The organism is Leptotrichia sp. oral taxon 847, assembly GCF_001553645.1.
Lineage (GTDB): Bacteria > Fusobacteriota > Fusobacteriia > Fusobacteriales > Leptotrichiaceae > Leptotrichia.
Map to the genome: position 1 here is coordinate 86,529 of NZ_CP014231.1, position 24,187 is coordinate 110,715.

26 protein-coding genes are annotated in these 24,187 nt (G+C 27.8%); 13 read left to right on the forward strand and 13 right to left on the reverse strand.

The annotated features are described in order from the left end of the window. Window positions 1-58 precede the first annotated feature (58 nt). Together AXF11_RS00395 and AXF11_RS00400 are read left to right on the forward strand one after the other, a co-directional pair. The gene (locus tag AXF11_RS00395) at window positions 59-676 is read left to right on the forward strand and encodes a 3'-5' exonuclease (protein ID WP_068153991.1); all 618 of its coding nucleotides are present in this window, start codon (window positions 59-61) and stop codon (window positions 674-676) included. Window positions 677-704: 28 nt separating this feature from the next. Next, window positions 705-3,776, forward strand: a complete 3,072-nt coding sequence (locus AXF11_RS00400) for a DUF3427 domain-containing protein (protein WP_068153992.1) — start codon at window positions 705-707, stop codon at window positions 3,774-3,776. Window positions 3,777-3,916: 140 nt separating this feature from the next. Here the strand turns inward: AXF11_RS00400 and AXF11_RS00405 are convergent, their stop codons facing one another. Further along, complete coding sequence (locus AXF11_RS00405) at window positions 3,917-5,128, reverse strand: IS256 family transposase (RefSeq protein ID WP_068153993.1); 1,212 nt, start codon at window positions 5,126-5,128, stop codon at window positions 3,917-3,919. Between the two features lie 131 nt (window positions 5,129-5,259). Then, a complete protein-coding gene (locus AXF11_RS00410; protein WP_068153994.1) occupies window positions 5,260-6,303 on the reverse strand; it encodes a hypothetical protein in 1,044 nt (347 codons plus the stop codon). A gap of 224 nt (window positions 6,304-6,527) precedes the next feature. Between AXF11_RS00410 and AXF11_RS00415 the strand changes: the two genes are divergently transcribed. The 7 genes from AXF11_RS00415 to AXF11_RS00445 all read left to right on the forward strand — a co-directional run bounded on the left by AXF11_RS00415 (window position 6,528) and on the right by AXF11_RS00445 (window position 14,111). Beyond that, window positions 6,528-7,613: a tyrosine-type recombinase/integrase gene (locus AXF11_RS00415; protein WP_068153995.1), complete on the forward strand. Its 1,086-nt coding sequence runs from the start codon at window positions 6,528-6,530 to the stop codon at window positions 7,611-7,613. Window positions 7,614-8,128: 515 nt separating this feature from the next. After that, complete coding sequence (gene pckA, locus AXF11_RS00420; RefSeq protein ID WP_068153996.1) at window positions 8,129-9,724, forward strand: phosphoenolpyruvate carboxykinase (ATP); 1,596 nt, start codon at window positions 8,129-8,131, stop codon at window positions 9,722-9,724. Between the two features lie 132 nt (window positions 9,725-9,856). Continuing rightward, window positions 9,857-11,251 (forward strand): oxaloacetate decarboxylase subunit alpha, encoded by a 1,395-nt coding sequence (locus AXF11_RS00425; protein WP_068153997.1) that lies wholly within the window; start codon window positions 9,857-9,859, stop codon window positions 11,249-11,251. A gap of 113 nt (window positions 11,252-11,364) precedes the next feature. After that, window positions 11,365-11,715, forward strand: coding sequence for an OadG family protein (locus tag AXF11_RS00430; protein ID WP_068153998.1), 351 nt, complete (start codon window positions 11,365-11,367; stop codon window positions 11,713-11,715). Window positions 11,716-11,743: 28 nt separating this feature from the next. After that, a complete protein-coding gene (locus AXF11_RS00435) occupies window positions 11,744-12,130 on the forward strand; it encodes a biotin/lipoyl-containing protein (RefSeq protein WP_068153999.1) in 387 nt (128 codons plus the stop codon). A 96-nt stretch (window positions 12,131-12,226) separates the two neighbouring features. After that, a complete protein-coding gene (locus tag AXF11_RS00440; protein ID WP_068154000.1) occupies window positions 12,227-13,345 on the forward strand; it encodes a sodium ion-translocating decarboxylase subunit beta in 1,119 nt (372 codons plus the stop codon). A gap of 19 nt (window positions 13,346-13,364) precedes the next feature. Continuing rightward, window positions 13,365-14,111, forward strand: a complete 747-nt coding sequence (locus AXF11_RS00445) for a biotin--[acetyl-CoA-carboxylase] ligase (RefSeq protein ID WP_068154001.1) — start codon at window positions 13,365-13,367, stop codon at window positions 14,109-14,111. A 58-nt stretch (window positions 14,112-14,169) separates the two neighbouring features. Here AXF11_RS00445 and AXF11_RS00450 read toward each other — a convergent pair whose 3' ends face one another. The 4 genes from AXF11_RS00450 to AXF11_RS00465 are packed head-to-tail and all read right to left on the reverse strand — an operon-like array spanning window position 14,170 to window position 16,353. Further along, window positions 14,170-14,985: a YhfC family intramembrane metalloprotease gene (locus tag AXF11_RS00450; RefSeq protein WP_068154002.1), complete on the reverse strand. Its 816-nt coding sequence runs from the start codon at window positions 14,983-14,985 to the stop codon at window positions 14,170-14,172. A 14-nt stretch (window positions 14,986-14,999) separates the two neighbouring features. Beyond that, window positions 15,000-15,656, reverse strand: coding sequence for a bifunctional phosphoribosyl-AMP cyclohydrolase/phosphoribosyl-ATP diphosphatase HisIE (hisIE, locus tag AXF11_RS00455; RefSeq protein WP_068154003.1), 657 nt, complete (start codon window positions 15,654-15,656; stop codon window positions 15,000-15,002). 3 nt (window positions 15,657-15,659) lie between these two features. Further along, complete coding sequence (locus tag AXF11_RS00460; protein ID WP_068154004.1) at window positions 15,660-16,034, reverse strand: HepT-like ribonuclease domain-containing protein; 375 nt, start codon at window positions 16,032-16,034, stop codon at window positions 15,660-15,662. Beyond that, on the reverse strand, window positions 16,027-16,353 hold the full coding sequence (locus AXF11_RS00465) for a nucleotidyltransferase family protein (protein WP_068154005.1): 327 nt from the start codon (window positions 16,351-16,353) through the stop codon (window positions 16,027-16,029). Before AXF11_RS00465 ends, AXF11_RS00460 begins: the two co-directional genes overlap by 8 nt. A 98-nt stretch (window positions 16,354-16,451) precedes the next feature. Here AXF11_RS00465 and AXF11_RS00470 point away from each other — a divergent pair, with 98 nt between their 5' ends. After that, complete coding sequence (locus AXF11_RS00470) at window positions 16,452-16,709, forward strand: type II toxin-antitoxin system Phd/YefM family antitoxin (protein WP_015769455.1); 258 nt, start codon at window positions 16,452-16,454, stop codon at window positions 16,707-16,709. Beyond that, window positions 16,699-17,031 (forward strand): type II toxin-antitoxin system RelE/ParE family toxin, encoded by a 333-nt coding sequence (locus tag AXF11_RS00475; protein ID WP_068154006.1) that lies wholly within the window; start codon window positions 16,699-16,701, stop codon window positions 17,029-17,031. The genes AXF11_RS00470 and AXF11_RS00475 overlap by 11 nt, the downstream gene beginning before the upstream one ends. A 52-nt stretch (window positions 17,032-17,083) precedes the next feature. On the opposite strand, the gene hisF is transcribed toward AXF11_RS00475, so the two are convergent. The 5 genes from hisF to AXF11_RS00500 form a co-directional block, all read right to left on the reverse strand. After that, window positions 17,084-17,839 (reverse strand): imidazole glycerol phosphate synthase subunit HisF, encoded by a 756-nt coding sequence (gene hisF / locus AXF11_RS00480; protein WP_068154007.1) that lies wholly within the window; start codon window positions 17,837-17,839, stop codon window positions 17,084-17,086. A 59-nt stretch (window positions 17,840-17,898) separates the two neighbouring features. Continuing rightward, entirely contained in the window at window positions 17,899-18,615 is a 717-nt protein-coding gene (gene hisA, locus AXF11_RS00485; RefSeq protein WP_082729353.1) for a 1-(5-phosphoribosyl)-5-[(5-phosphoribosylamino)methylideneamino]imidazole-4-carboxamide isomerase, read from the reverse strand. A 119-nt stretch (window positions 18,616-18,734) separates the two neighbouring features. Beyond that, window positions 18,735-19,589 carry a hypothetical protein gene (locus AXF11_RS00490; RefSeq protein ID WP_068154008.1) on the reverse strand — a complete coding sequence of 285 codons (855 nt, stop codon included), beginning with the start codon at window positions 19,587-19,589 and terminating at the stop codon, window positions 18,735-18,737. 84 nt (window positions 19,590-19,673) lie between these two features. Next, window positions 19,674-20,303, reverse strand: coding sequence for an imidazole glycerol phosphate synthase subunit HisH (hisH, locus tag AXF11_RS00495; RefSeq protein ID WP_068154009.1), 630 nt, complete (start codon window positions 20,301-20,303; stop codon window positions 19,674-19,676). 17 nt (window positions 20,304-20,320) lie between these two features. After that, on the reverse strand, window positions 20,321-20,803 hold the full coding sequence (locus AXF11_RS00500; protein ID WP_068154010.1) for a MarR family winged helix-turn-helix transcriptional regulator: 483 nt from the start codon (window positions 20,801-20,803) through the stop codon (window positions 20,321-20,323). A 232-nt stretch (window positions 20,804-21,035) separates the two neighbouring features. On the opposite strand from AXF11_RS00500, the gene AXF11_RS10510 reads away from it, so the two are divergent. Beyond that, window positions 21,036-21,209 carry a hypothetical protein gene (locus tag AXF11_RS10510; RefSeq protein WP_156440352.1) on the forward strand — a complete coding sequence of 58 codons (174 nt, stop codon included), beginning with the start codon at window positions 21,036-21,038 and terminating at the stop codon, window positions 21,207-21,209. A gap of 4 nt (window positions 21,210-21,213) precedes the next feature. Continuing rightward, a complete protein-coding gene (locus AXF11_RS00505; protein ID WP_068154011.1) occupies window positions 21,214-21,414 on the forward strand; it encodes a hypothetical protein in 201 nt (66 codons plus the stop codon). A gap of 481 nt (window positions 21,415-21,895) precedes the next feature. Here the strand turns inward: AXF11_RS00505 and AXF11_RS00510 are convergent, their stop codons facing one another. Both AXF11_RS00510 and gltX read right to left on the reverse strand, forming a co-directional pair. After that, complete coding sequence (locus AXF11_RS00510; protein WP_068154012.1) at window positions 21,896-22,390, reverse strand: hypothetical protein; 495 nt, start codon at window positions 22,388-22,390, stop codon at window positions 21,896-21,898. Window positions 22,391-22,535: 145 nt separating this feature from the next. After that, entirely contained in the window at window positions 22,536-24,053 is a 1,518-nt protein-coding gene (gltX, locus tag AXF11_RS00515) for a glutamate--tRNA ligase (protein WP_068154013.1), read from the reverse strand. Window positions 24,054-24,187 lie beyond the last annotated feature (134 nt).

The window sequence follows — 24,187 nt, forward strand, 5'->3', positions numbered from 1 at the left end:
GAATAAATATTTGAATAAGATAAAATAAAATAGAAGAAAAAAGAGAAAGAGAAAAAAAGTGAATAAAGATAAAAATTTAAATAAAAATATTATATTTTTTGATGTAGAGACAAATGGATTTCAGGGAAGTTCTGTTTTATCTATGTCAGCAATAAAAGTAAATTATAATTTTGGAAAAAGTGAATGGTTAAAAGTTTCAGAATTTAACCGTTTTTATTTTAGAGAAGAAGACGAAGAAATGAATGAAGGGGCAATTAATGTAAATGGACTAACTGACGAAGTAATTGCACTTGAACGAAAAAAACTTAAAGATAAAATAGGAGATTATCCTTTGACTTTTAAAAAAGATATGGACAATTTTTTTATGTTTTGTCAGGATACTGACCATTTTGTAGCTCATAATATAAAGTTTGACAGAAGTTTTGTGGATTTTTCACTAAAAAATCAGTTTGATACAATGAAAGAAAATATTGATATTTTAAAAATTGAAAACGACTATGGAAATTATAAATGGCCAAAACTTATTGAATGTGCTAAATATTATAAAGTTCCATTTGAAGAAAATCAGTTTCACGGAAGTTATTACGATGTTTTAATCATGTTTAGAATTTTTTATAAAATGACTAAAAATGAAATTTCTAAAAATCGAATATTTGATTTTTTGGAAAAAGAATGATTAATATAAATAGGGGATCTGTTTTAAAATGAGTATACTTTTGCAAAAAGATGATCTGAATTTAAAAAATGAAAGTCAAAAAATTGTAGAAATTAAAGACTATGAAGAAAAATTAAAATTTGAGTTAATTGAGTATTTCTCAAAAGAAATTTCTTTTTTAATAAAAGATGGCAGCTATCAAGATGCTATAGATTTTGTTCAAAATAGACTAAATATTCGTTTTGAAATTCCATTAAAACAGAAAGAAAAAGATATAACAGGAAATTTAAACGAGCTTATTTTAAATGAAAAGACAAAATTCAAAAATTTTTTTATCTATTTAAAAAATGAATTATTAAATTGTAAAAAATTTCATTTTATCGTGAGTTTTATAAGATATTCAGGACTTCAAATACTTTTGAGTACATTGGACGAACTTGAAAAAAAAGGAATCAAAGGTGAAATTATAACTTCTGTTTATTTAAATATAACAGATTCAAAATCACTAAGAAAACTTCTCAGTTACAAAAATATAAAAGTGAAAATTTATAATAATTCAAGCGAGAGTTTTCATACAAAAGCGTATTTATTTGAAAAAAATAAATATCATACTTGCATAATAGGTTCTTCGAATATTAGTCAAAGCGCTTTGTATTCTGCAGAAGAATGGAATGTTAAACTTACAGAAAGTAATTTTTTTGAAATTTATAAAAAATCAATTTCACAATTTAAAAATCTTTGGAATAGTGACAAAGCCATTGAACTCAGCGAAGATTTTATTTTTGAGTATGAAAATTATAAAAATAATTTGAAACTTCAAAAGACCTTTGATTATAGAAAAGTAAAAAATAATAAAAATTATTTTGAACCGAATAGTATGCAAAAAGAACTTTTGGAAAAGTTAAAAAATACTAGGAAATCAGGGAATAAAAAAGGACTTGTGGTTGCTGCGACTGGAACTGGGAAAACGTATCTTGCAGCGATGGATATAAAAAATTTTTTTGAAAAGAAAGAAAAAAAATTTTTGTTTTTAGCACATAGAGAAGAGCTTTTGGAAAATGCGATTTTAGTTTGTAAAAAGATTATGAAAATTGGAGAAAATAAAGTTGGAAGAATTTTTGGAGGAAAAAAAGAAACTGAGAAAAAAATTATTTTTGCAACTGTTCAATCGCTTCAAAATAATTATCTTGAATTTTCTAAAGATTATTTTGACTATATTGTAATTGATGAATTTCATCATTCAAGTGCCAAAAGTTACACAAAAATTCTAAATTATTTTAATCCAAAATTTCTTCTGGGCCTTACTGCAACACCTGAAAGAATGGATGGAAAGGACATCTTAGAACTTTGTGATTATAATTTAGTTGGCGAAATGGGTTTGAAACGAGCAATGGAACAGGATTTACTTGCACCTTTTCACTATTTTGGAATAAATGACGAAACATTTGATTATGAGAAAATTCCTTACAAAAATGGAAAATATCAAGAAGATATTTTAGTTAAAAATTTGTTGAATAATAAAAGAGTCGATTATATAATTGAAAAAATAAAAAAAATCGGATTTGATGGCGAAAAGATGAGTTGCATAGCATTTTGTGAAAATATCAACCACGCTAATTTTATGAATAAAAATTTTAATAAAAATGGATATATTTCAGAAATTTTAACTTCAAGAACTTCAAAATTTGAAAGAGAAAAGATTTTAGAAGATTTTAAAAATAAAAAATCTGAAATTTTGTGCGTTGTAGATATTTTAAACGAAGGAATTGATATTCCAAATATAAATTTGCTTTTATTTTTAAGACCAACTTTTTCTTCCACAATTTTTACGCAACAAATTGGACGAGGACTTAGAAAATGTGAAAATAAAGATTTTGTGACAATTATAGATTTTATTGGAAATCATAAGAAAGATTATATCATTGCAAAATTTTTTTATGAAGAAATGTTAAACAATAAAAATATTTTGTATATCAAAAAAGAAAAATTGATAAAAGAAATAAAAACTAATTTTGAAAGTGTTCCAATGGCATCATATGTCGAACTGGATAGAATTTGTCAAGAACGAATAATTAATAAAATAGAAAAAATCAATTTTAATTCCAAAATAATGTTAAAGGAAGCATATGACAGCTTTAAAAATGAAATCGGAAAAAATGATGACGAAATTTTAGAAATTTTAGATTTTGATAGAAATATTGAATTATTTATCGAGTTAAGCTCAAAATACGATTCTTTTTACACAGCGCAAAAAAATTTAGAAAGTAATTCAATTGATGAATTAAATTTTTCAAATATCGAATTTTTATCATATTTAGAAAAAAAATTAACTTTGGTTGAACCTTTTACTTATTTGATTGTTGATTTATTTTTGGATAAAAAAACAGAAAATATTACAGAAAGTGATGTTTTGAAAAAATATAAAAATTATTTTAATATTTTGGAATTTAAAAATACTTATTTAATAAAACGAATTTTAAAAGAATTACTAGAAGATAAAATTTTAGATTTTGAATCAAATTCTGAATTTAAAAACAAAAAAAATTATAAACTTTCAAAAAAATATAAAGATAATTTTTTTAAAGATAAAAATTTTTTGAAAAGATTAAAACAGCTCATAATTTTAGGTTTGTCGGAATTTAAAAATAATGATATTAGTCAATTTAACGAAAACATCTTAATAAATTACAAGGAATATAAACGAATTGAGTTACAGATTTTGCTGGATTCAAAAGTTCCAAAAGGAAGCTGGAGAGCTGGATATGCAAATACTGAAAAAGATATTTGCCTTTTTGTAACTTACGACAAATCTCATATTTTACAAGAAAATTTAAAATATGATAATTCGCTACATTCAGATGACATAATTCAATGGATAAGCCAACCCAAAACTTACCACACCTCAAGTGTCGGCCAAATGTTTATAAAACACAGAGAAAAAGGTATAAAAGTTCATATTTTTGTAAGAAAATTTGCATTTTTGGACAATAAAAAGACAAACCCATTTATTTATCTAGGAAACGCAAATTATTACAAAAGTTATGGCGACAAGCCAATGACAATACTTTGGAAACTAAAAAATAAAATTCCTTTTGAAATAATTAAAGATGTAGTCATATAAAAATTATAAATAAAAATAAAATCGAAATATTTAAACTAAAGATTTATTAAATAGTTCAATTTTATTTGAGAGTGTCCAGAATTTTGTGTAAACTCAAAATATAATATATGGTACAGGATGGTATTTTTATCATCCTGTTTTTAAATCCTTCCTTCAAAATAAATACTTAACTGAGAATATATTTCTCCCCAGCCCGGTATTCTTCCAGTCCATTTCCTTGTTGCTTCCTTTAAACTTAAATATACTGACTTCATCAATGCTTCATCTGTCGGATAAAGTGATTTTGTCTTCGTATACTTTCTTAATTGTCTGTTTAAGCTTTCTATCGGGTTTGTCGTATATATCAGCTTTCTTATCTTTGTATCATATTTAAAGTATGTTGTCAACTCATTCCAGTTACTTCTCCAGGAATTAATTACTGCCATATACTTTTTACCCCATTTTTCTTCTAGTTCATCCAGTTTAAACTCTGCCTGTTCCAGTGTTGGTGCATTGTACATTTCTTTTAAGTCTGATGTAAATTCCCTTACATCTTTGTAAGATATGTATCTTATGCTGTTTCTAATTTGATGAACCACACATTTTTGAATTTCTGTCTTAGGGAACACCGAAGATATTGCTTCGCTGAACCCTTTTAAATTATCAACAGACATAATTAGTATATCCTGAACTCCTCTGTTTTTTAATTCATTTAAAACATTTAGCCAGTACTTGCTTGATTCATTTTCTCCTATCCAAAATCCTAAGACCTCCTTTCGCCCTTCCTTATCTATTCCTATAGCTAAATATACCGCCTTTTTAACAACAACTCCATCTTTTCTTACGCTGTAATGGATAGCATCCATAAAAACTATTGGGTATACATCCTCAAGCTGTCTAGACTGCCATTCCCTAATTTCAGGTATAATTTTATCTGTAATTTTACTGATCATAGATGGCGAAACATCAATTCCATAAAGATTATTGAGATGGTCCTCGATATCTCTATTGCTCATTCCTTTAGCATAAAGAGAAAGAATCTGTCCTTCAATGCCAGTAATTTCTCTTTGATATTTAGGGATGATTTGAGGCTCAAACTCAGCATTTCTATCTCTAGGAATATCTAAATCAAGATTGCCATACTCACTTCTAACAGTTTTCTTGGAATGTCCATTTCTAGCATTAGAAGTAGTCTTATCTTTCATAGAATGTTTAGCATACCCCAGTTCATGCTCAATTTCAGCTTCAAGCATGGTTTGGATAGTACCCGAAAGCAAATCCTTAAGCATATCCTTAATATCATTAGTATCTTTAATATTGTAATCCTCAATCAGTGTTTTAAAAATTTCGTTGTCAATTTTCTTTTTAGTCATAACAAAAACCTCCAAATATTATACAGTTATTTTACCATATATTATCTAGAGGTTTACACAAAAATTTTTACACACCCTTTTATTTTTTTATTTTTCTTTATTTTTTATAAATTTTTTAAAATTTTGTTGCACTATTTTTTTACAATAGTTGCATTAATTACAGCATACAAATTTTTTGCATCTTTTTCAAATTTTACACTATATTTATAACCTTTTTCAGTTTTTTCAATATTTTCAGGTAATTTATTCAATTCAAGTCCATTTTCTGCATTAATTAAAATAATTTTTAAATTTCGTATATTTTTTGAAGGTTTATTTTGAAAAATTACATTTATATCAAGATTAATCGCTTTATTTTTTTTAGCCAATATTTTTTCTTTTTCAGTTTCAGATATATCTGTAACTTTTGAAGAAATTTTTACAATTTCAGGATTTTCTGGAGCTACTCCTTCGCTATTTGTAAGTATCAATATTTTGTCATTTTGTCTATTTGCATTAGATATTTCAAATACAATTTTTTCAAAATTCTTAATATCTTTCACTTTCACATTTTTTGCCTTTAGATCCAGTGTGTTTCCAGTTATCACATCAATAGGTGCAGGTTTATTATCCTTCACATTTATATTACGGCTTCCTCTTCCTCCAAAGAGTATACTTTCTTTTCCAAACAATACAGAATTGCCTTCTATTACAATTTTATTATTTATGACAGAACCTCTATGGCTATAACCACCATAAACATTGCCACCAATTTTTGAATTACCTTTTATTATTATTTCATTGTCACTAACTACTGAATTTTGTCCAGCGCCACCATAAACACTTCCACCTCTTACTGTTTTTACTCCATCTCTTTCCCAAAACCCATTTGTTGCAAGAACTCCACCATTAATAATTACCTTATTATTTTTTATTTCAGGAAATTTATTGTTGTTGTCTTCCACTGCTCCAAAAACACGTTCAAGAGGCTTTCCACCTGAATTAATATAAACAGTATTTCCTTTGGCACTTGAAGAAATACCAAATGAATTTTCCAGTTTTACAAATCCTAACGCTTGAGTAGCTTTATTATCTTTTGGATATGTTACTATTTCCTTTGCAACAAGACTCGTACTCAGCATTGCAATCCCTGCTAAAACAATTAATCCTTTTTTTAATTGACTTCTCATTTTCATAATATCCTCCTAAAAAAGTATTTTTTCTAAATTAAATTTTAAACACAAAAAATTTAATCTTAGATAAGTTTAAATATATTTTACTCCTAATTAGTTTGAATGTCAATTATTAAGTTAATAAAAATATTTTTAAATTTTTATAATCCTAAAAAATTATTCTTTTTATTACAAAAAAAATATGATATAATAAAATTGAAAAATATTAAAACAAGGAGAATCTTAAAATGCCAGTTTATTACAATGCGGATAAAAAGACTTGGTATACTACGTTTTATGCAAAAGATTATAAAGGTATAAACAAAAAATATAAAAAAACTGGATTTAAAAAGAAAAAAGATGCACAGCAATATGAATACGAATTTAAGTTAAAAATTTCAAAGTCAATGAATATGACTTTTAATTCTTTATACGAAATATATTTCGATGACTATAAAAAAAGATATAAGCCAACTACGGTAAATACAACGCAGACTCTTTTTAGTACACATATTTTACCTTTTTTGGGGAAAATGGAGCTTTGCAAAATTACTCCTTTTGTAATTCGGGAATGGCAAAATGAAATACTTGAAAAGAAAAATAACAATAAAAAACTCAGTGAAAATACGAAGTCAAGTTTATTTTCTGCACTAAAAAGTTTATTTAGCTGGGCTGTGAAATATCAGGGATTAAATGAAAATCCATGTAAAAATTTAGGCTCATTTGGAACAAAAAAAAATCAAAATGAAATGAATATTTGGTCATTTGAAGAATTTGATATATTTATAAACAAATTAAACGAATTTGGGAAAAAATATTTTGTAGAAATGATGGCTTTTAAAACATTATTTTGGACCGGAATGAGAGTTGGTGAACTTATGGCTTTAACATTTGGAGATGTAGATCTTGAAAATAAAATGATAAATATCAATAAGACACTTTCAAAAGTTAAAGGAAAAGTTTATATTACTGCTCCAAAAACTTTAGGTTCAAAGAGAAAAATTTTAATTCCGGAAATTTTATTAAATGATTTAAAATACTACTTCGAGAATTTTGATATTGTATCTACAAAACGAATTTTTGAAATAAAAACTGCAAGACTTCGATATATTTTGACAAAGTTTACAAATGTGCTAGGCTTAAAAAGAATAAGGATTCATGACTTTAGACATTCCCACGCTTCATATTTGCTTTTTTTGAAAGCTGACATTACAGCAATAAGCAAGCGATTAGGACATGACAATTTACAGACGACAATAAATACATATTCACATCTGTATAAAGATGCAAATACTCAATTAATTGACAAAATAAATAACACAAAAATAAAATAATTTTTATAAAATAGAACTTTTCTAGAACTTTTTTAAATTTTAAAATACATCCAAAAGCCTAAATTAATTTAATTAAATACATTTTTTCTATTTATGTTTGACATAAATAGAATTTGATTTAAAAAAATTGACGATAAATTTTTAAAGATTTTTTCGTTGATTTTTTTTATAATATTTTTTGATTTTCAAAAAATATTATATCTTCATATATCGATTTTAAGGACAAATTTTTCTTCCGTTCGATATCTAAGTCAAGATTTTTATTTTTCTTCCTAAAACGGCTTTATTTTGGAAATTTAAAAATTTTACTATTTTTTTATGAATATTATGACTTCTTTTAATTTAAAAAATTGAAAAAATGAAAAATTAAATTTTATTCAATATTGACTTTTCATAAAAATGTGCGATAATATTATTGTTAGAAAAAATTAAGATGGATATATAAATTTATTAAATTAACATTATCTAAATAATTTTTTTGAAAACGCGTAAAGAAAATATACGGAGGAGATATTATGAAAAAATTGACAAAAGATTTGGAAAAGATGGGAATAGTTAATATATCAAGAATTTATAGAAATTTGGCACCAGCTGAACTTGTTGAGCATGCACTGGAGAGAAAAGAAGGGATGTTATCCAAAACTGGTGCTTTGGTTGTACAAACTGGAAAATATACAGGACGTTCACCTAAAGATAAATATATAGTTGATACGCCGCAAATTCATGATAAAATTGCTTGGGGAAATGTGAATAAACCTATTGAAAAACAAAAATTTGAGTCCATTTATAGCAAATTGATTGCATATTTACAAAATAGGGAAATATTTATATTTGATGGAATGGCTGGAGCTGATCCTGCTTGCAGAAAAAAATTTAGAATTATAAATGAACTGGCGAGTCAAAATTTATTTATTCACCAGTTATTAATACGTCCAACAGAAGAAGAATTAAATGACTATGGACACGCTGACTTCACGATAATTGCGGCTCCTGGCTTTAAATGCAATGCCAAAATTGATGGAATAAATTCGTCGGCTGCAATAATTATCAATTACGAAGAAAAGATTGGAATTATTTGTGGAACTGGATATTCTGGGGAAATTAAAAAGAGTGTTTTTTCAATAATGAATTTTGTAATGCCTGAAATTGACGTTCTGCCGATGCACTGCTCTGCTAATATGGATCCTAAGACAGGAGAAACTGCGATATTTTTTGGACTTTCAGGAACAGGGAAAACTACGCTTTCAGCAGATCCTAACCGTAAATTAATAGGTGATGACGAACACGGTTGGTCAGATCACAGTATTTTTAATTTTGAGGGTGGATGTTATGCAAAATGTATAAATCTTGATCCTAGAGACGAACCGGATATTTTTAACGCAATAAAATTTGGAAGTTTAGTGGAAAATGTTGTGATGAATCCTAAAACACGTGAATTTGATTTTTTTGATAAAAGTTTAACTGAAAATACAAGAGTTGGTTATCCAGTTGATCATATAAGAAATGCTCAAATTCCAGGAATTGGAGGAATTCCAAATGTTATAATATTTTTGACTGCGGATGCTTTTGGTGTTTTGCCGCCTGTTTCTAGACTTTCAAGAGATGCTGCCATTTATCACTTTGTAACAGGATTTACTTCTAAATTAGCTGGAACGGAACGTGGAATTACAGAACCACAACCTACATTTTCAACATGTTTTGGAGAACCGTTTATGCCACTTGATCCGTTAGTTTACGCTGAAATGCTAGGTAAAAAAATAGAATTGCACAATACAAAAGTATTTTTAATAAATACAGGATGGTCTGGAGGCCCTTATGGCGTGGGAAACCGTATAAATTTGGAGTACACAAGGGCAATGGTTACTGCAGCGCTAAATGGAGAATTGGATGAAGTAGAATACAGACATGATGATATTTTTAATGTAGAAATTCCTCAATATTGTCCAAACGTTCCAAGTGATTTATTAAATCCAATGGACACTTGGGCAAATAAAGACGCATATGATGCTGCGGCTAGAAAATTGGCAAAAATGTTTAGAGAAAATTTTTTAGAAAAGTATCCACATATGCCAGAACATATTGTAAATGCTGGACCAGCGTTTTTTGAATAAATAAGAAAAGACAGTTTAGTAAAATTCAAACTATTTTCATATAAAGTATATATTTTTTAAATTTAAAAAGTTTGAGTGCACTATAACTGTCTGTTTTAACAATTTGTTTACTAAACTAAAAGGAGGATTTTTATGAAAGTAAAAATAACAGAAACATCACTACGAGATGGGCATCAATCACTTATAGCAACGAGAATGACAACTTCTGAAATGCTTCCAATTATAGAAACTATGGATAAAGTTGGATATTATGCAATGGAAGTTTGGGGTGGTGCCACTTATGATGCAGAAATTAGATTTTTGCACGAAGATCCTTGGGAAAGGCTCAGAGAAATTAGAAAAAGAGCTAAAAATACTAAATTACAAATGCTTTTAAGGGGGCAAAATTTATTGGGATATAGACATTATGCTGACGATGTCGTTGAAGAATTTGTAAAGTTTTCTATAAAAAATGGCATTGATATTATTCGGACTTTTGATGCATTAAATGACACAAGAAATATTAGAAAAGTTGTTGAAAGTACCAAAAAATATGGTGGAGACAGTCAACTTGCAATTTGTTATACGATAAGTCCTGTTCACACAATAGAATATTATAAAAAATTGGCACTTGAAATGCAAAATATGGGAGCAGATTCTGTTGCAATAAAAGATATGTCAGGAATTTTGCTGCCAGATGTTGCTTATAAACTTGTAAGCGAACTAAAAAGTATTTTAAAAGTACCACTTGAGCTACATACTCACGAAACAGCTGGAATGGCTGAAATGAGTGTTTTAAAAGCTATTGAAGCTGGTGTAGATGTTGTAGACACTGCAATTTCACCTTTTGGAGGTGGAACATCTCAACCGCCCACAGAATCACTTGTACGAGCATTGCAAAAAACGAAATATGATACAGGATTAAATCTAGAACTTTTAAAAGAAGTAGCGGAATACTTTAAACCAATAAGAAAGAAATATATTGATAACGGAACATTAAATACTAAAGCTCTGGGAATAGAGCCTAATATTGTGGAATACCAATTGCCAGGTGGAATGCTCTCAAATTTGTTATCTCAGTTAAAAGCACAAAATGCTGAAAATAAATACGAGGAAGTTCTTCGAGAAATTCCGAAAGTTCGTAGAGATTTGGGATATCCGCCATTGGTTACCCCAATGAGTCAGATGGTTGGAACTCAAGCTGTCTTTAATGTTTTAACTGGAAAAAGATATCAGATGATTCCAAAAGAAATTAAAGATTATGTGAGAGGAATGTATGGGAAATCGCCTGTTCCAATTTCTGATGAAATAAAAAAAATCATAATTGGGAATGAAAAAATATTTACAGGAAGACCTGCCGATTTGTTAAAAAATGAATATGAAATAATGAAAAAAGAAATTGGAAATTTGGCAAAATCCGATGAAGACGTTTTAACTTATGCCTGTTTTCCACAAATTGCAAAAGAATATTTAGAAAAAAAATATTCAAAAGAAAAAACACAAAATAAAGAAAAAATTGAAATTCATAACATTAATGTGATTTTTTAAAAATATTTTCGGAGTACAATAAATTATTTTGTTGATGTTGCTTTTATGAAAATAGTTATATTTTTGAAAAAATTTAATTTGAATAAAATTTTTTGAAAGGAATAATTTGAAATATGAAAAGTATTTTATTTGGAAATTCAGCTGTGTCGTTTGGAGATGCAATCTACATTACCATTGTAAGTATGTCAATTGTTTTTTTTATATTGCTGCTAATTTCATTCGTATTGTCATTTTTTAAATATTTTTCAAATAAGGAAAATCAGAATGTTGTAAATGAAAAAATAAATAATGGTAACACTTTAAAAAATTCAGAATCCAAGAATTTAAATACAAATGAAAAATTCAGTATGGAAAAAGTAAAAGATGAAACAATGCTGGTAGCTTTACTGACAGCTCTCATTGACGCATCTGAAAATAACGAAAATTGTGAAATAAAGGTAAGAAATATAAAGGAAATTAAATAAGATTGAAATGCAAAGGGGTATGACAAGTATGATTAAATTATATAAAATCAAAATTGGAGAAAAAGTTTATGAAGTGGAAGTGGAAGCTGTTAACGAAAAAGAAGGTTCTATTTCAACTTCGGTTAATTTAAATAATGAGAAAAAAATGAAGGAGGAAAATGATTTTACACAAAATGAGAATAAAAATTCTATTGAGGATGGAGAAACAATAAAAGCCCCTATGCAGGGACTTATTGTAGATGTAAAAGTTAAAGCTGGACAAAGGGTAAAAACTGGAGATGAAATTGTAATTCTGGAAGCTATGAAAATGGAAAATCCCATTGTAGCTCCTAAAGATGGAACTATTAGCGCAATTAAAGTATCCAAGGGAGATAACGTAAATTTTGATGATATTTTGGCAATATTGTCTGAATAAATTATTGTTTGAAATTTTATAAAATATTTTAACTTTATTAATTATAACAATAATTTAACCTATGAAAAGCTCTCTAAAGAAAGGAATGGTTTTAATATGGAATTACTAAAAATCCTTTATGGAACGACAGGACTGTCAATGATAACTATAAAACAGATTATTATGATAATAATCGCTTTAATTTTATTATATTTGGCAATAAAAAAACAATATGAACCCTATTTATTGCTTCCGATTTCCTTTGGAATGTTGCTGGCGAATTTACCTGCTGTGGCAAATGAAGGACTTATGGAAAAAGGAGGACTTTTGTATTACTTGTATCAAGGGGTTAAACTTGGAATTTATCCACCATTAATATTTTTGGCAATAGGTGCGAGTACTGATTTTGGGCCTCTTATTGCAAATCCAAAAAGCTTGTTACTGGGCGCTGCTGCACAATTTGGAATTTTTGTGGCATTTATCGGAGCAATTTTGCTTGGACTAACAGGAAAAGAAGCTGCTTCAATTGGAATTATTGGAGGAGCTGACGGTCCCACTGCTATTTACTTAACTACAAAACTTGCGCCTCATTTACTAGGTTCAATCGCTATTGCAGCTTATTCCTATATGGCTTTAGTTCCAGTAATTCAACCACCAATTATAAAATTGCTTACGACGAAAAAAGAAAGAATCGTGGAAATGACACAACTTAGATTTGTAAGTCAAAGGGAAAAAATAATCTTCCCAATTGCAGTAACAATTATTGTAATTCTTTTGGTTCCATCATCAGCTCCGTTAATTGGAATGTTAATGCTGGGAAATCTTATAAAAGAAGTTGGAATAGTTTCAAACTTGGTTGAACATGTAAGAGGAGCATTGTTATATTGTATTACAATAGTTTTAGGAATGACAGTTGGTGCAACTGCCAATGCGGAAAATTTTTTAAGCCTTACAACAATAAAAATTATTATTCTAGGATTAATTGCGTTTTCTTTTGGAACAGTTGGAGGTGTATTATTTGGAAAAATAATGTATAAATTTACAAAAGGAAAAGTAAATCCAATGATTGGTGCAGCAGGAGTTTCGGCAGTTCCTATGGCAGCAAGAGTTGTTCAAAAAATAGGACAAGAAGAAAATCCCAAAAATTTTTTATTGATGCATGCAATGGGACCGAATATAGCTGGAGTAATAGGTTCAGCAGTTGCAGCAGGAGTTCTTTTGATCATATTTAGATAAGAAAATAAGAGGAGATAAAATGAAAGAAAATATAAAAATATATAAATTTGATACAATCGATTCAACAAATGATTATTTACGAAGAGATCACAGTAATCACGAGGAATTTGATGTTATTTCCGCTGGTATTCAAACACATAGCAAGGCTCGTAGACACAATGATTGGGTTTCGCTTGAAGGAATGGCTACGTTTAGTTTCTTTTTAAACGAAAAAAAAGAGATAAAAATGGAAGATTATTTAAAACTGCCACTCCTTGCTGGACTTGCTGTAGTAAAAGGGTTAAAAAAAATTGAGAATTTGGAATATAAATTTAAATGGACAAACGATGTTTATTTAAAAAATAAAAAATTATGTGGAATTTTGATGGAAAAAGCAGATGATGTTTATATCGTGGGAATCGGTATAAATGTAAACAATACTTTACCAAAAAATTTGGAAAATAAAGCTATTTCGTTAACTCAAATAAAAAATAAAAAATATGAAATTGATAAAATTATTACAAGTATTGTATTAGAATTCAAGATATTATGTAGAAATTTAGAAAACGGATTTTGGGATGAAATTTTAAATCAAATTAATGAAATAAATTACTTAAAAAATAAAAATATTGAATTAAAATTTGGAAATAAAATTATTTCAGGAATTGCTCAAGAAATCAATAAAGAAGGAGAAATCGAAGTTTTAATCTCTCAAAATGAAGCACAAAAAGATAAGATTGAAAGTTTCTCTGTTGGGGAAATTTTTGAAAAAATTAAGATATTTTAAAAGTCACAAAATCAATTTTAACAAAATAAGTCAATTTCAAAAAATGTATCAAATTATTTTATATATTTGATACATTTTTATATATCTTTTTATAGACAATAATAAAAGCAACTAGCGAAAAAACAAATATTAAAATTTCTGCCGATGTTAAATTTGTTAATATTTTGGCCTGATAAAAACCTGCAATTGTATCAATAAATACATGTAATAAAATAGCTATCAAAAACAATGATTTTTTATTTTCAAAATGTACCCCCAAAAAAACAAGTATCGAACAAGTTATGTGCATTAGTATCGCACCAATTCTTTCAATTAATGAGATTCCTAAAGTTCCAAAAGAGATAGAAGCTATTAATTGAGGTATTGCTTGCAATGATTTAAGTTGAACTTGATTATTGCTTTCCTGTTCCAAAAATTTTACAAACTGTCCTGAATTAATCATTTGAGCAAATACTAGACATTGTATACCAGCAAAAGTAAGTATAAATATCATTTCAATCCCACTATGTCCTATCCCATATGAAATAGCAGTTTTCTTATTTTTTCTTCTCTTTAATAAAAACCTGAATGCAACAAATCTTCCAGTTTCTTCAAATATTCCTGCAAGTAGTGCCGAAATAATTACAACGAGCCATTTATTACTTGTAATATAATTACTAATAGGATTTTTAATTTGGAATAAAAATATTTTTGGTATAGATTCTAAAATAATTGCAAATAGAATAAATGTTGCAGCTCCAGTAAATATCGTTGATAGAGGCTCTTTTGATTTAATTTTCCATATTGTAGTAATTATCACAGGTATAAGTATCCCAAGAATAATCATTAAATTTATTGAATTAATCGTATTAATTCCAATTGTTTCATAATTCATAAAAAATCACCTTTCTAATTTTTTTCTCCGCCCATTTTTTCCTGTTTTACTTTGTGATCAATCACATGTCTTTTAGCAAGTTCATCTTTCACATCTTGAATAGTAAGCCCCTGTTCAATCATTAAAACCAAAGTATGATAATATAAATCTGCAATTTCATATCTCAATTCATCATTATCGTTATTTTTAGCACCGATTATAACTTCTGTACACTCTTCCCCAACTTTTTTTAGAATTTTATCAAGCCCTTTTTCAAACAAATAAGTCGTGTACGATTTTTCACTTGGATTAATTTTTCTATCTTTTATCAATTCATAAAGTTTTTCAGGTGTAAAACTGCTATAATCTTCCGCTTCAAACATCGAATTAAAAAAACAGCTCTCAGCGCCAGTATGACAGGCAGGCCCATCCTTTTTCACTTCCACAAGCAAAGCATCTGCATCGCAGTCATATTTTATTGAAACAACATTCTGATAATTTCCCGAAGTTTCTCCTTTTAACCAAAGTTTTTGTCTACTTCTACTGAAAAAACAAGTTTTCTTATCTCTTAAAGTTATTTCTAGACTTTCTTTATTCATATACGCAAGTGTCAGCACTTCTTTTGTATAATAATCTTGTATTATTGCGGGAACAAGCCCTTTTTCGTCAAATTTTATTTGTTCTATATTCATTTTTTACCTCTTTTCTAATTTTTCTCTTAACACATAAATATATTTTAGCAAATCTTCCATTTCAAAAATAGAAACTTCATAAAGCATTTCCAAACTAGTTCCCCAATATTCATGAATAAGTCTGTTTCTCATTCCTTTTATATTTTCCCAATAAGAATAATTTGAAAAAGTCTCTATTAAAATATTTTTATCTAATTTTTGAATTTGTGAAACAGCTTCACCTATTTTTTCTAACTGTCTTTCTATATAACCAATTGTCTTCCTATCATTAATAAACCCTTCAAATGAAATTTCTGAAACCTCATCTTGTATTATATCAATACATTCTTCAATATCATAAGTAAATTGTAATATGTTTCTTCTTCCTTTTTTACACATAAATTACACTCCGCAAAATTTCTTCCTTTATCTCATCTTTGTATTTCTGAACTTTCGGATTTTTAAATTTATATTCAAACATACTTTCATCAACTAAATCTACTTTTTTTTGAAAAATTTCTTCCAATTTTTTATGTAAACTACAAAAATTTTGATACATTCCCTTCTTAAATTCCATTTTTACAAGAATATCAATATCGCTATCATTTGTATTAATATTTTTTGAAAAACTTCCAAAAAGACCTAATTTTAAAATCGAATATTTCTCTTTATTAATCTCTTTTAGTTTTTTTAAAATTTCTTCTTTTCTTATATTCATCTTTTTGTCCTTTCTAAAAATTCAAAATTTAGTTTTATTGTGACATAATTTATGGTATAATATAGATATAAATAATACATAAAGGAGTGTGTTTACTTATGAAAATTATCCCTATTCGTGATTTAAAAAATACAGTCGAAATTGAAAAATACTGTTCCGAAGAACAAGGGCCTGTATTTATAACTAAAAACGGTTATGGACGCCTAGTTGTAATGGATATTGAATATTATGAACGAACTATGCGTGAAATTGAAGAAGCAAAACTTCTGCTTGATGGAATAAAAGATGTTCAAAATAACAATATTTTAGACGGCAAAAATACTATTAATGAATTAAGAGGTAAATATGGAATCTAAATATTCTTATCAATTTACTAAAAGTGCTAAAAATGATTTAGAACAAATTCTTCATTACATCAAAATAGATTTAGGCAATCCAACAGCTGCATTTTCTTTTATGAATAAATTTCAAGAAGCTGTTAGTAATATTCAATTATTTCCAAACAGTTGTCCAAAAGTTATAAATAAATTTTTATCTGAATCTATTATTATTAGAAAAAAATTGATTAGCAACTACGTTTTATATTATTCTGTAAATGATAATTTAAAAAGTATAATTATTTTGCGTATTGTTTTTAGCCATAGAGATATAGACTCTATTTTTAAAAATAAAAACTAATGAGAGATTATCTTATCTCTCTTTTTTATTTTAAAATTAAATATCAACTATATCAAATCCTCATTTCCACTCCATTATCCCTCAAATACCTTTTCAGCTCCATAATTTCCACTTCTTTAAAATGAAAAATCGAAGCCGCCAGCCCTGCATCAATTCCTGATATTTTAAATAATTCCTTAAAATGTTCCATATTTCCAGCTCCACCTGATGCAATTATCGGAATTGATAATTTTTTAGCCAAAATTGATAAAAGTTCTAAATCAAAGCCAGTTTTAACGCCATCCGTATCAATACTGTTCACGACAACTTCCCCAGCGCCGTTTTCCTGCCCCTGCACAAACCACTCTATCGCATCAATTCCAGTATTTTCCCTGCCACCTTTTGCAAAAACTTTAAATTTTCCATCAACTCGCTTTACATCGACTGACAAAACAACACACTGATTTCCATATTTTTTTGCAGCTTCTTCAATTAATTTTGGATTTCTTATTGCTCCTGAATTGACACTCACTTTATCTGCCCCCGCTTTTAGCACTCTGTCAAAATCATCTAGTGTGTTTATCCCGCCGCCAACAGTAAGTGGAATAAATATCTGACTTGCCACTTCCTTTAAAATATCAGTAAAAAGCCCTCTTTCCTCAACAGTTGCTGTAATGTCATAAAAAACAAGTTCATCTGCACCAGATTTATTATAAAACTTTGCTAACTCAACAGGATTGTCAACCTCTTTTATCCCAGTAAAATTAACGCCTTTTACCACTTTCCCGTTTCTCACGTCCAAACAGGGAACAATTCTCTTTGCAAGCATTTTTACACCCACTTTCTTTTAATATGCAATATTTATTTCATTTGAACAATTTCAAAATATTATTTGCTAACTTCTAACACTTCTTTCAAATCAAGATTTCCAGAATAAATCGCTTTTCCAACAATAGCTCCATAAACTCCATTTTCATTAAGTTCCTTTATTTCATCTAAAAATGTAATTCCGCCTGAAGCTATAATATCTGATTTTACTATTTTGGACAACTTTTTATAAATTTCAAGATTTGTACCATTTAACATTCCATCTTTTGAGATGTCAGTATAAATTATTGTTTTTACTCCGATATCCGATAATTTTTTGCAAAATTCAACTGAATTTAATTCAACAGTTTCAGTCCATCCCTTTACAGCAACTTTTTCATCTTTCGCATCCACAGAAACTGCGATTTTATCTCCATATTTTTTCACCATTTCTCTTAAAAACTCTTCATTTTCAACAGCAATCGTTCCCAAAATAACTCTATTTACACCAAGTTCAATATATTTTTTTATTCTTTCTTCATCACGGATTCCGCCACCAACTTGAACAAAAAAATCACTCTTTTCTACAAGTTCCTTTATAACTTCATAATTCTTAGTATTTCCATCTTTTGCCCCATCCAAATCTACAATATGAAGATTTTTTGAATTATTCTTATTAAAGAAATCCAAAACTTCGACAGGATTTTTAAAAAACACTTCCACTTGATTATAATCGCCTTGTTTTAATCTAACTGCCTGTCCGTTATGTAAGTCTATCGCTGGGAAAATTTCTATCATAATTTAATCTCCTTAAAATATTATATACTTTTATTTTATAACTCTATTTTTTACGTACTGCAAAATTTATCAAAAAAAGTTAGGTCATTATTCTAACTTTGATAAAAACTCTCAAAATATTAATCAAGCATTCTTATTTTATCCAGATTTTTTTGAAATATTTTCTTATTATTGTAAAAATTATTTTTATTCGCCTTTGCCAGTTCTGATTTTATATACCAGTTTTGATATCTATTGTAATACAATATTTCTTCACTTGGCTTATTTTTTCCTTCAAAATTTTCATAATAAAAATCAATTGCATCCTGCGTACGGTTCTCATTTAAATAAAAACTTATCGCAAACCATCCCATAGTTAATTTATATGCCCACGCCTGCTCGTCAGAAATATGTGATTCTTCCGTTTTTGTTTTATCATCGCACATTTTCATAATGGAATTTAAACTTGCAAGTGCTGCTTTCTCATCAGTTTTCAAAACATTCCAAATGGCATCTTCTCCTATTGCATATGTTACAGCAATTCTAGTGATTAGATAATCAGGATATTCTTTTTTAAGTTTTTCATAATTTTTATCAAACGCTGCTGTATCTCCTTTGTTAGAATAGTACATATTTGAAAAAAATAATTTTGACACTTCATAAGGATTATATTTTTCATACCGCTTTAAATTATTTAATTTTTCAGCATCACTTTTTCCAAGTGCATTATAAATATTTATCAAATTTTCTGATAATACAAAATTTTTCTCATTCTTTTTCAGCAATTCTTCAATTTTTAATGCCAGATTTTTTACTTTTTCCCTATCAGGTTCACTCACTACATTAGGTATTTCTTTATCCAGTTCTATTGTTTTTACTATTATTTCCTGAGAAACTCCTAATTTTGACAAATCCTGCCTTATCATTTCACTTCGGCTTTTAGCATTCATTTTCACTGCTACAAGAACACTCATCAATAATATTATCTTCTTCATAAATACCTCTTTTCCAATAAAAAATAAATTATCAAAACCAACCCAAAAATGAATAAATTAAGTAAAATAATTACAATTTCACTTTTACTTTACTAATTCTCCCCAATTTTTCAATAACTTCAATCCAGTATCACCGCTTTTTTCAGGATGAAACTGCATTCCATAGACATTTTCATTTTTTACAATTCCAGGTATTTTTGTTCCGTACTCTGAATATGTGACAATGTTTTTCATATCAGTTTTTGCAAAATATGAATGAACATAATAAACATATTCATTATTGTCTACATCTTTTAAAATTTTATCATCCTTAAATCTCTCATTTATAATTAAACTATTCCATCCCATATGAGGTATTTTCAAATCAGAGTTTTCTGGAATATATTTTTTTATCTCCTCAACAGTTCCATTTATAAGCCCAAGCCCTTCATATTCACCATATTCATAACTTTTCTCAAAAAGCATTTGCATTCCAAGGCAAATTCCTAAAAACGGCTTCCCATTTTTCGCTTCACTTATCAAAGTCTCTTTTAGCCCGTATTTTTCCAAATTCCCAACAGCATCTCTAAAGGCCCCAACTCCTGGCAATATTATCCCCTTAGCATTTTTTATCTCTTCAATATCGTTAGTCAGCTTTGTATCCAGTCCGACATAGTTTAAAGAAGAAAGTAAGGAAAAAAGATTTCCTACTCCATAATCAATCACTGCTATCATAAGTAAAAAAATCCTTTCTATTTTATTGTTTGTTCATTTGTTATTTTCTTTAAATTTTCAGTTATTTTATGCAGCTTTTTAACCAAAAAATCATATTCTTCAAAATTATCACAAATATCTATTCCAATTGAATTTGCACAATTTGAAACCTCATTTATAATATTTTCTTTTTCAAATTTTGTCTTTTCTGTAAGATGAACAACAAGCTGCCTTTTGTCATTTTCAGGATGTTCTCTTGTAATCCAGCTTTTATCTTCCAGTCTTTTCAAGAGCGGAGTTAAAGTATTACTTTTCAAATCTGTCTTTTTGCTTAACTTTCTCAATGTCTGATGATCTTCTTGCCACAATTCCAGCAAAATCACATATTGAGGATAAGTAAGCCCAAATTTTTTCAAAGCCTTCTGATAAAATTTGTTATAAGTCCTGTCCGCTTCATAAATTGCATAACACAATAAATTTTGTATATTTTCATATTTCTTTTTATCTGTATTATTATTCATTCATTCTCCGATCTTCGATTTTTTAATTTTTTCATTTAGTTAAAAATTTACTTATGTACATTTATTATACAATTTTATTTTAAAAAAAACAATAAAATAAATCTTTGTATTTTAAATTTAAAATTTTTTAAATATGTGTTGATAAATATAAATTTTTCTGATAATATAATCTTGAAAGATTAATCATTAACGATTAAATATAAATTTAAATGTTGAAAGAAGGTAAAAAATAATGAACTATAATTATGATGTAATATTTATCGGTGGTGGCCATGCTACGATACACGGAGCAAATATTTTAAATGCTACGGACAAAAAAGTTTTGATTGTTGAAAAAAATAGAATGGGTGGTACTTGTACTACTTATGGATGTGATCCGAAAATACTTTTGGATGCCCCCCTTTGAAATAATGGATCAGGTTGCTCATTATGATAAAAAAGGAATTGCTGAATTAGATGAAATTGCAGCCAAAATTAATAATGGCTTTGTAACTAAAAATATGATTCAAGAATTTATTCTTGGAGAAAAAGAACATTTTGACTGGGTTAGACAAGATGTTAAACTTATCAAATTAGTTGGTTTGGAAAATTATATGTTAGAACAATTATAATAATTCATAATTTACAATATAAATAAAAAATACGAATAAAAAAGAGCTATCTTACAATTCAAGATTGTTCTTTTTTTATAATTAAAAAAGACCCTATTTTTTTAAATAAGACCTTTTTGCTCCCCTGCCAAGGAACACAATTTTACATTATTTTTAATATAATGTCAATCCTTTAGTTAATTTTAAATTTTTTATGTTTCAATAATAAATTTTATAATTTATTTAAAAAAATTTTTTAGTGTTTCATAAGATTATATTTTACTTTAACTTTCTTTTTTCAAAATGCCATTCCAGTAATATACAATTTTTTTACTCCATGTTCTTTTAATAAAATAGGATATTTCTTATCTTCAATTTGACATAATGCTTCTTCTGCTTTTTACCTAAGCTCTTCTTCAGTTTTAGCCACTTTAAACTCAAATATATATTCAATATTTTATTTATCGATTCTAAAGCTTTGTCAAAATTTAAAAATGAAATTTTATTCGTAATTTTTCAAAATATCTTTTAAGTTTTCAGAAGCGTAAAGATAAACACTTATAAAAGTATGATTTTCCATTCTATATATTTCAATTGCCTTTTTTGAATTGTACATTATCAAGGTTCCGTTATGCTCTTTTACATTTAATTTCTCTTTTAAAACTTTACTCGCATTATTTTTGTAATCTTCGATTATTTTTGCATGTTCCTCATCTGTCGTAACCGAATCAAAAACTGCTGAAAATAACTGATTTTCGTCGAAAGCAAAGCTATTTAACTGTCTTTTTATACCCAATGGATCCTCCACATTTGCATAATAATAAACAGCATAATCGCCATTATCATGTGAATTTGATAGTGGCTTACTTTTTACAATATTTTTTAGTTCATTTGGAGAAATTCCAAAATTGATTTTATTTGTAACTTTTGCATTAGTAGTATTTGCAAATACTGTTACTGAAAATAGCATCATCATAAATAATAAAAACTTTTTCATTTTATCACTCCTAATAAATTATCTTTAAAATTAATTCAATAATAAGTATACTATATAAAAAGCAAAAATCCTAATTAAAATAAAATTAAATGATTAACATAAAAAAAGAGAATTTAATATTAACAATTCTCTTAAAAACATTTTTTTATAATTTTCCCAAAATATTATTTACTCTCTTCAAAGTTCTCTCTTTTCCAATAATCGCAATTACAGTGTATAAGTCTGCACCTCTTGTTTTTCCTGTAATAACTGCTCTAAGTGGCATTAACACAGCTCCAGGTCCTTCTCCAATTTCATCTTGTAATTCATGCAAAACTTGTTTTGCTTCATCTTCTGAAATTTCTTCATTCAACGCATTAATTTTTTCAATAAATAATGCAATCGCTTTTTTACCAGTTTCAGTTTCTACTGATTTTCTGAGTTTTTCCACCGATTTTCTAGCTTTGCTGTTCATTCCTTCTTCAACAAATGGAAGTTCAAACTCATCTTCAAAATAAATTGAAGAATTTATTGGCAACTCTTTTAATGTATGTGAGCCTTCTCTATTTATTTCCACAATTCTTTTTAATTTTGAAAATTCTTCATCTGGCAAATTTTCATTTTCATAATAACCAGCTTGCACAAAATATGGAATAGCCAATTTTGTCAACTCATCCAAATCTTTCATTCTCATATGATGATTATTTACCCAGCCTAATTTAACCAAGTCAAACACTGGGCCTCCAAGCGAAATTTTATCAAAAGAGAAATTTTGTATCATTTCATCAATAGTAAAAATTTCCTTGTTTTCCCCAAAGCTCCATCCCATAAGTGCAAGGAAGTTTAGAAGTCCTTCTTTCAAATAACCTTCTTCTCTGTAATAATTCAATGAAACTGGATTTTTTCTCTTAGAAATTTTAGTCTTATCCGCATTTCTCAAAAGTGGCATATGATACCATTTAGGCTCATCCCAACCAAACGCTTTGTACAATTGAATATGTTTAGGTGTAGATGAAATCCATTCTTCAGCTCTAATAACATGTGTGATTCCCATCAAATGGTCATCCACGATATTAGCCAAATGATAAGTTGGGAATCCATCAGATTTTAATAACACTTGATCGTCAATTTTACTGTTTTCAAATCTAATTTCTCCTCTTAATCCATCATTTACAATAGTTTCCCCTTCATAAGGCATTTTAAGTCTAATAACATAAGGCTCACCAGCCGCTAATTTTGCTTCAACTTCTTCTTTTGACAAATTTCTGCAATGACCGTCATATCCAGGTGCTTGTTTCATTGCAGCTTGTCTTTCTCTCAATTTTTGCAATCTATCAGGTGTACAGAAACAGTAATACGCTTCACCTTTTTCCACCAGTTTTTTGGCATATTCTTTATATATTTCAAATCTTTCTGATTGTCTATAAGGACCTCTATCCCCACCAACATCTGGGCCTTCATCATAATTAAGTCCAAGCCATTTCATCGCATCAAAAATTTGTTGTTCCGAATCTTCAGAAAATCTTGTTCTATCTGTATCTTCAATTCTCAATAAAAAATCTCCACCATTATGTTTCGCAAATACATAATTAAAAAGCCCAATGTAGGCAGTTCCCACATGTGGATCTCCAGTCGGAGATGGTGCTATTCTAACTCTTACTTTTTTATTATCACTGTTTGACATTTTTTTCTTTTTTCTCCTATCTATTTGTTGTTCTTTTTATATTATATAATAAAATGAATTATTGTGCAACAACTATTGTGCAAATTGACAGAGTAAAATAGTTAGGGTTAAATAAAAAATCTTATTTTAAGTTT

Coding starts and splice junctions, on each gene's coding strand:
- AXF11_RS00400 (WP_068153992.1), top strand. CDS start 705: ATGAGTATACTTTTGCAAAAAGATGATCTGAATTTAAAAAATGAAAGT.
- AXF11_RS00405 (WP_068153993.1), bottom strand. CDS start 5,128: ATGACTAAAAAGAAAATTGACAACGAAATTTTTAAAACACTGATTGAG.
- AXF11_RS00410 (WP_068153994.1), bottom strand. CDS start 6,303: ATGAAAATGAGAAGTCAATTAAAAAAAGGATTAATTGTTTTAGCAGGG.
- AXF11_RS00415 (WP_068153995.1), top strand. CDS start 6,528: ATGCCAGTTTATTACAATGCGGATAAAAAGACTTGGTATACTACGTTT.
- pckA (WP_068153996.1), top strand. CDS start 8,129: ATGAAAAAATTGACAAAAGATTTGGAAAAGATGGGAATAGTTAATATA.
- AXF11_RS00425 (WP_068153997.1), top strand. CDS start 9,857: ATGAAAGTAAAAATAACAGAAACATCACTACGAGATGGGCATCAATCA.
- AXF11_RS00430 (WP_068153998.1), top strand. CDS start 11,365: ATGAAAAGTATTTTATTTGGAAATTCAGCTGTGTCGTTTGGAGATGCA.
- AXF11_RS00435 (WP_068153999.1), top strand. CDS start 11,744: ATGATTAAATTATATAAAATCAAAATTGGAGAAAAAGTTTATGAAGTG.
- AXF11_RS00440 (WP_068154000.1), top strand. CDS start 12,227: ATGGAATTACTAAAAATCCTTTATGGAACGACAGGACTGTCAATGATA.
- AXF11_RS00445 (WP_068154001.1), top strand. CDS start 13,365: ATGAAAGAAAATATAAAAATATATAAATTTGATACAATCGATTCAACA.
- AXF11_RS00450 (WP_068154002.1), bottom strand. CDS start 14,985: ATGAATTATGAAACAATTGGAATTAATACGATTAATTCAATAAATTTA.
- hisIE (WP_068154003.1), bottom strand. CDS start 15,656: ATGAATATAGAACAAATAAAATTTGACGAAAAAGGGCTTGTTCCCGCA.
- AXF11_RS00460 (WP_068154004.1), bottom strand. CDS start 16,034: ATGTGTAAAAAAGGAAGAAGAAACATATTACAATTTACTTATGATATT.
- AXF11_RS00465 (WP_068154005.1), bottom strand. CDS start 16,353: ATGAATATAAGAAAAGAAGAAATTTTAAAAAAACTAAAAGAGATTAAT.
- AXF11_RS00470 (WP_015769455.1), top strand. CDS start 16,452: ATGAAAATTATCCCTATTCGTGATTTAAAAAATACAGTCGAAATTGAA.
- AXF11_RS00475 (WP_068154006.1), top strand. CDS start 16,699: ATGGAATCTAAATATTCTTATCAATTTACTAAAAGTGCTAAAAATGAT.
- hisF (WP_068154007.1), bottom strand. CDS start 17,839: ATGCTTGCAAAGAGAATTGTTCCCTGTTTGGACGTGAGAAACGGGAAA.
- hisA (WP_082729353.1), bottom strand. CDS start 18,615: ATGATAGAAATTTTCCCAGCGATAGACTTACATAACGGACAGGCAGTT.
- AXF11_RS00490 (WP_068154008.1), bottom strand. CDS start 19,589: ATGAAGAAGATAATATTATTGATGAGTGTTCTTGTAGCAGTGAAAATG.
- hisH (WP_068154009.1), bottom strand. CDS start 20,303: ATGATAGCAGTGATTGATTATGGAGTAGGAAATCTTTTTTCCTTACTT.
- AXF11_RS00500 (WP_068154010.1), bottom strand. CDS start 20,803: ATGAATAATAATACAGATAAAAAGAAATATGAAAATATACAAAATTTA.
- AXF11_RS10510 (WP_156440352.1), top strand. CDS start 21,036: ATGAACTATAATTATGATGTAATATTTATCGGTGGTGGCCATGCTACG.
- AXF11_RS00505 (WP_068154011.1), top strand. CDS start 21,214: ATGGATCAGGTTGCTCATTATGATAAAAAAGGAATTGCTGAATTAGAT.
- AXF11_RS00510 (WP_068154012.1), bottom strand. CDS start 22,390: ATGAAAAAGTTTTTATTATTTATGATGATGCTATTTTCAGTAACAGTA.
- gltX (WP_068154013.1), bottom strand. CDS start 24,053: ATGTCAAACAGTGATAATAAAAAAGTAAGAGTTAGAATAGCACCATCT.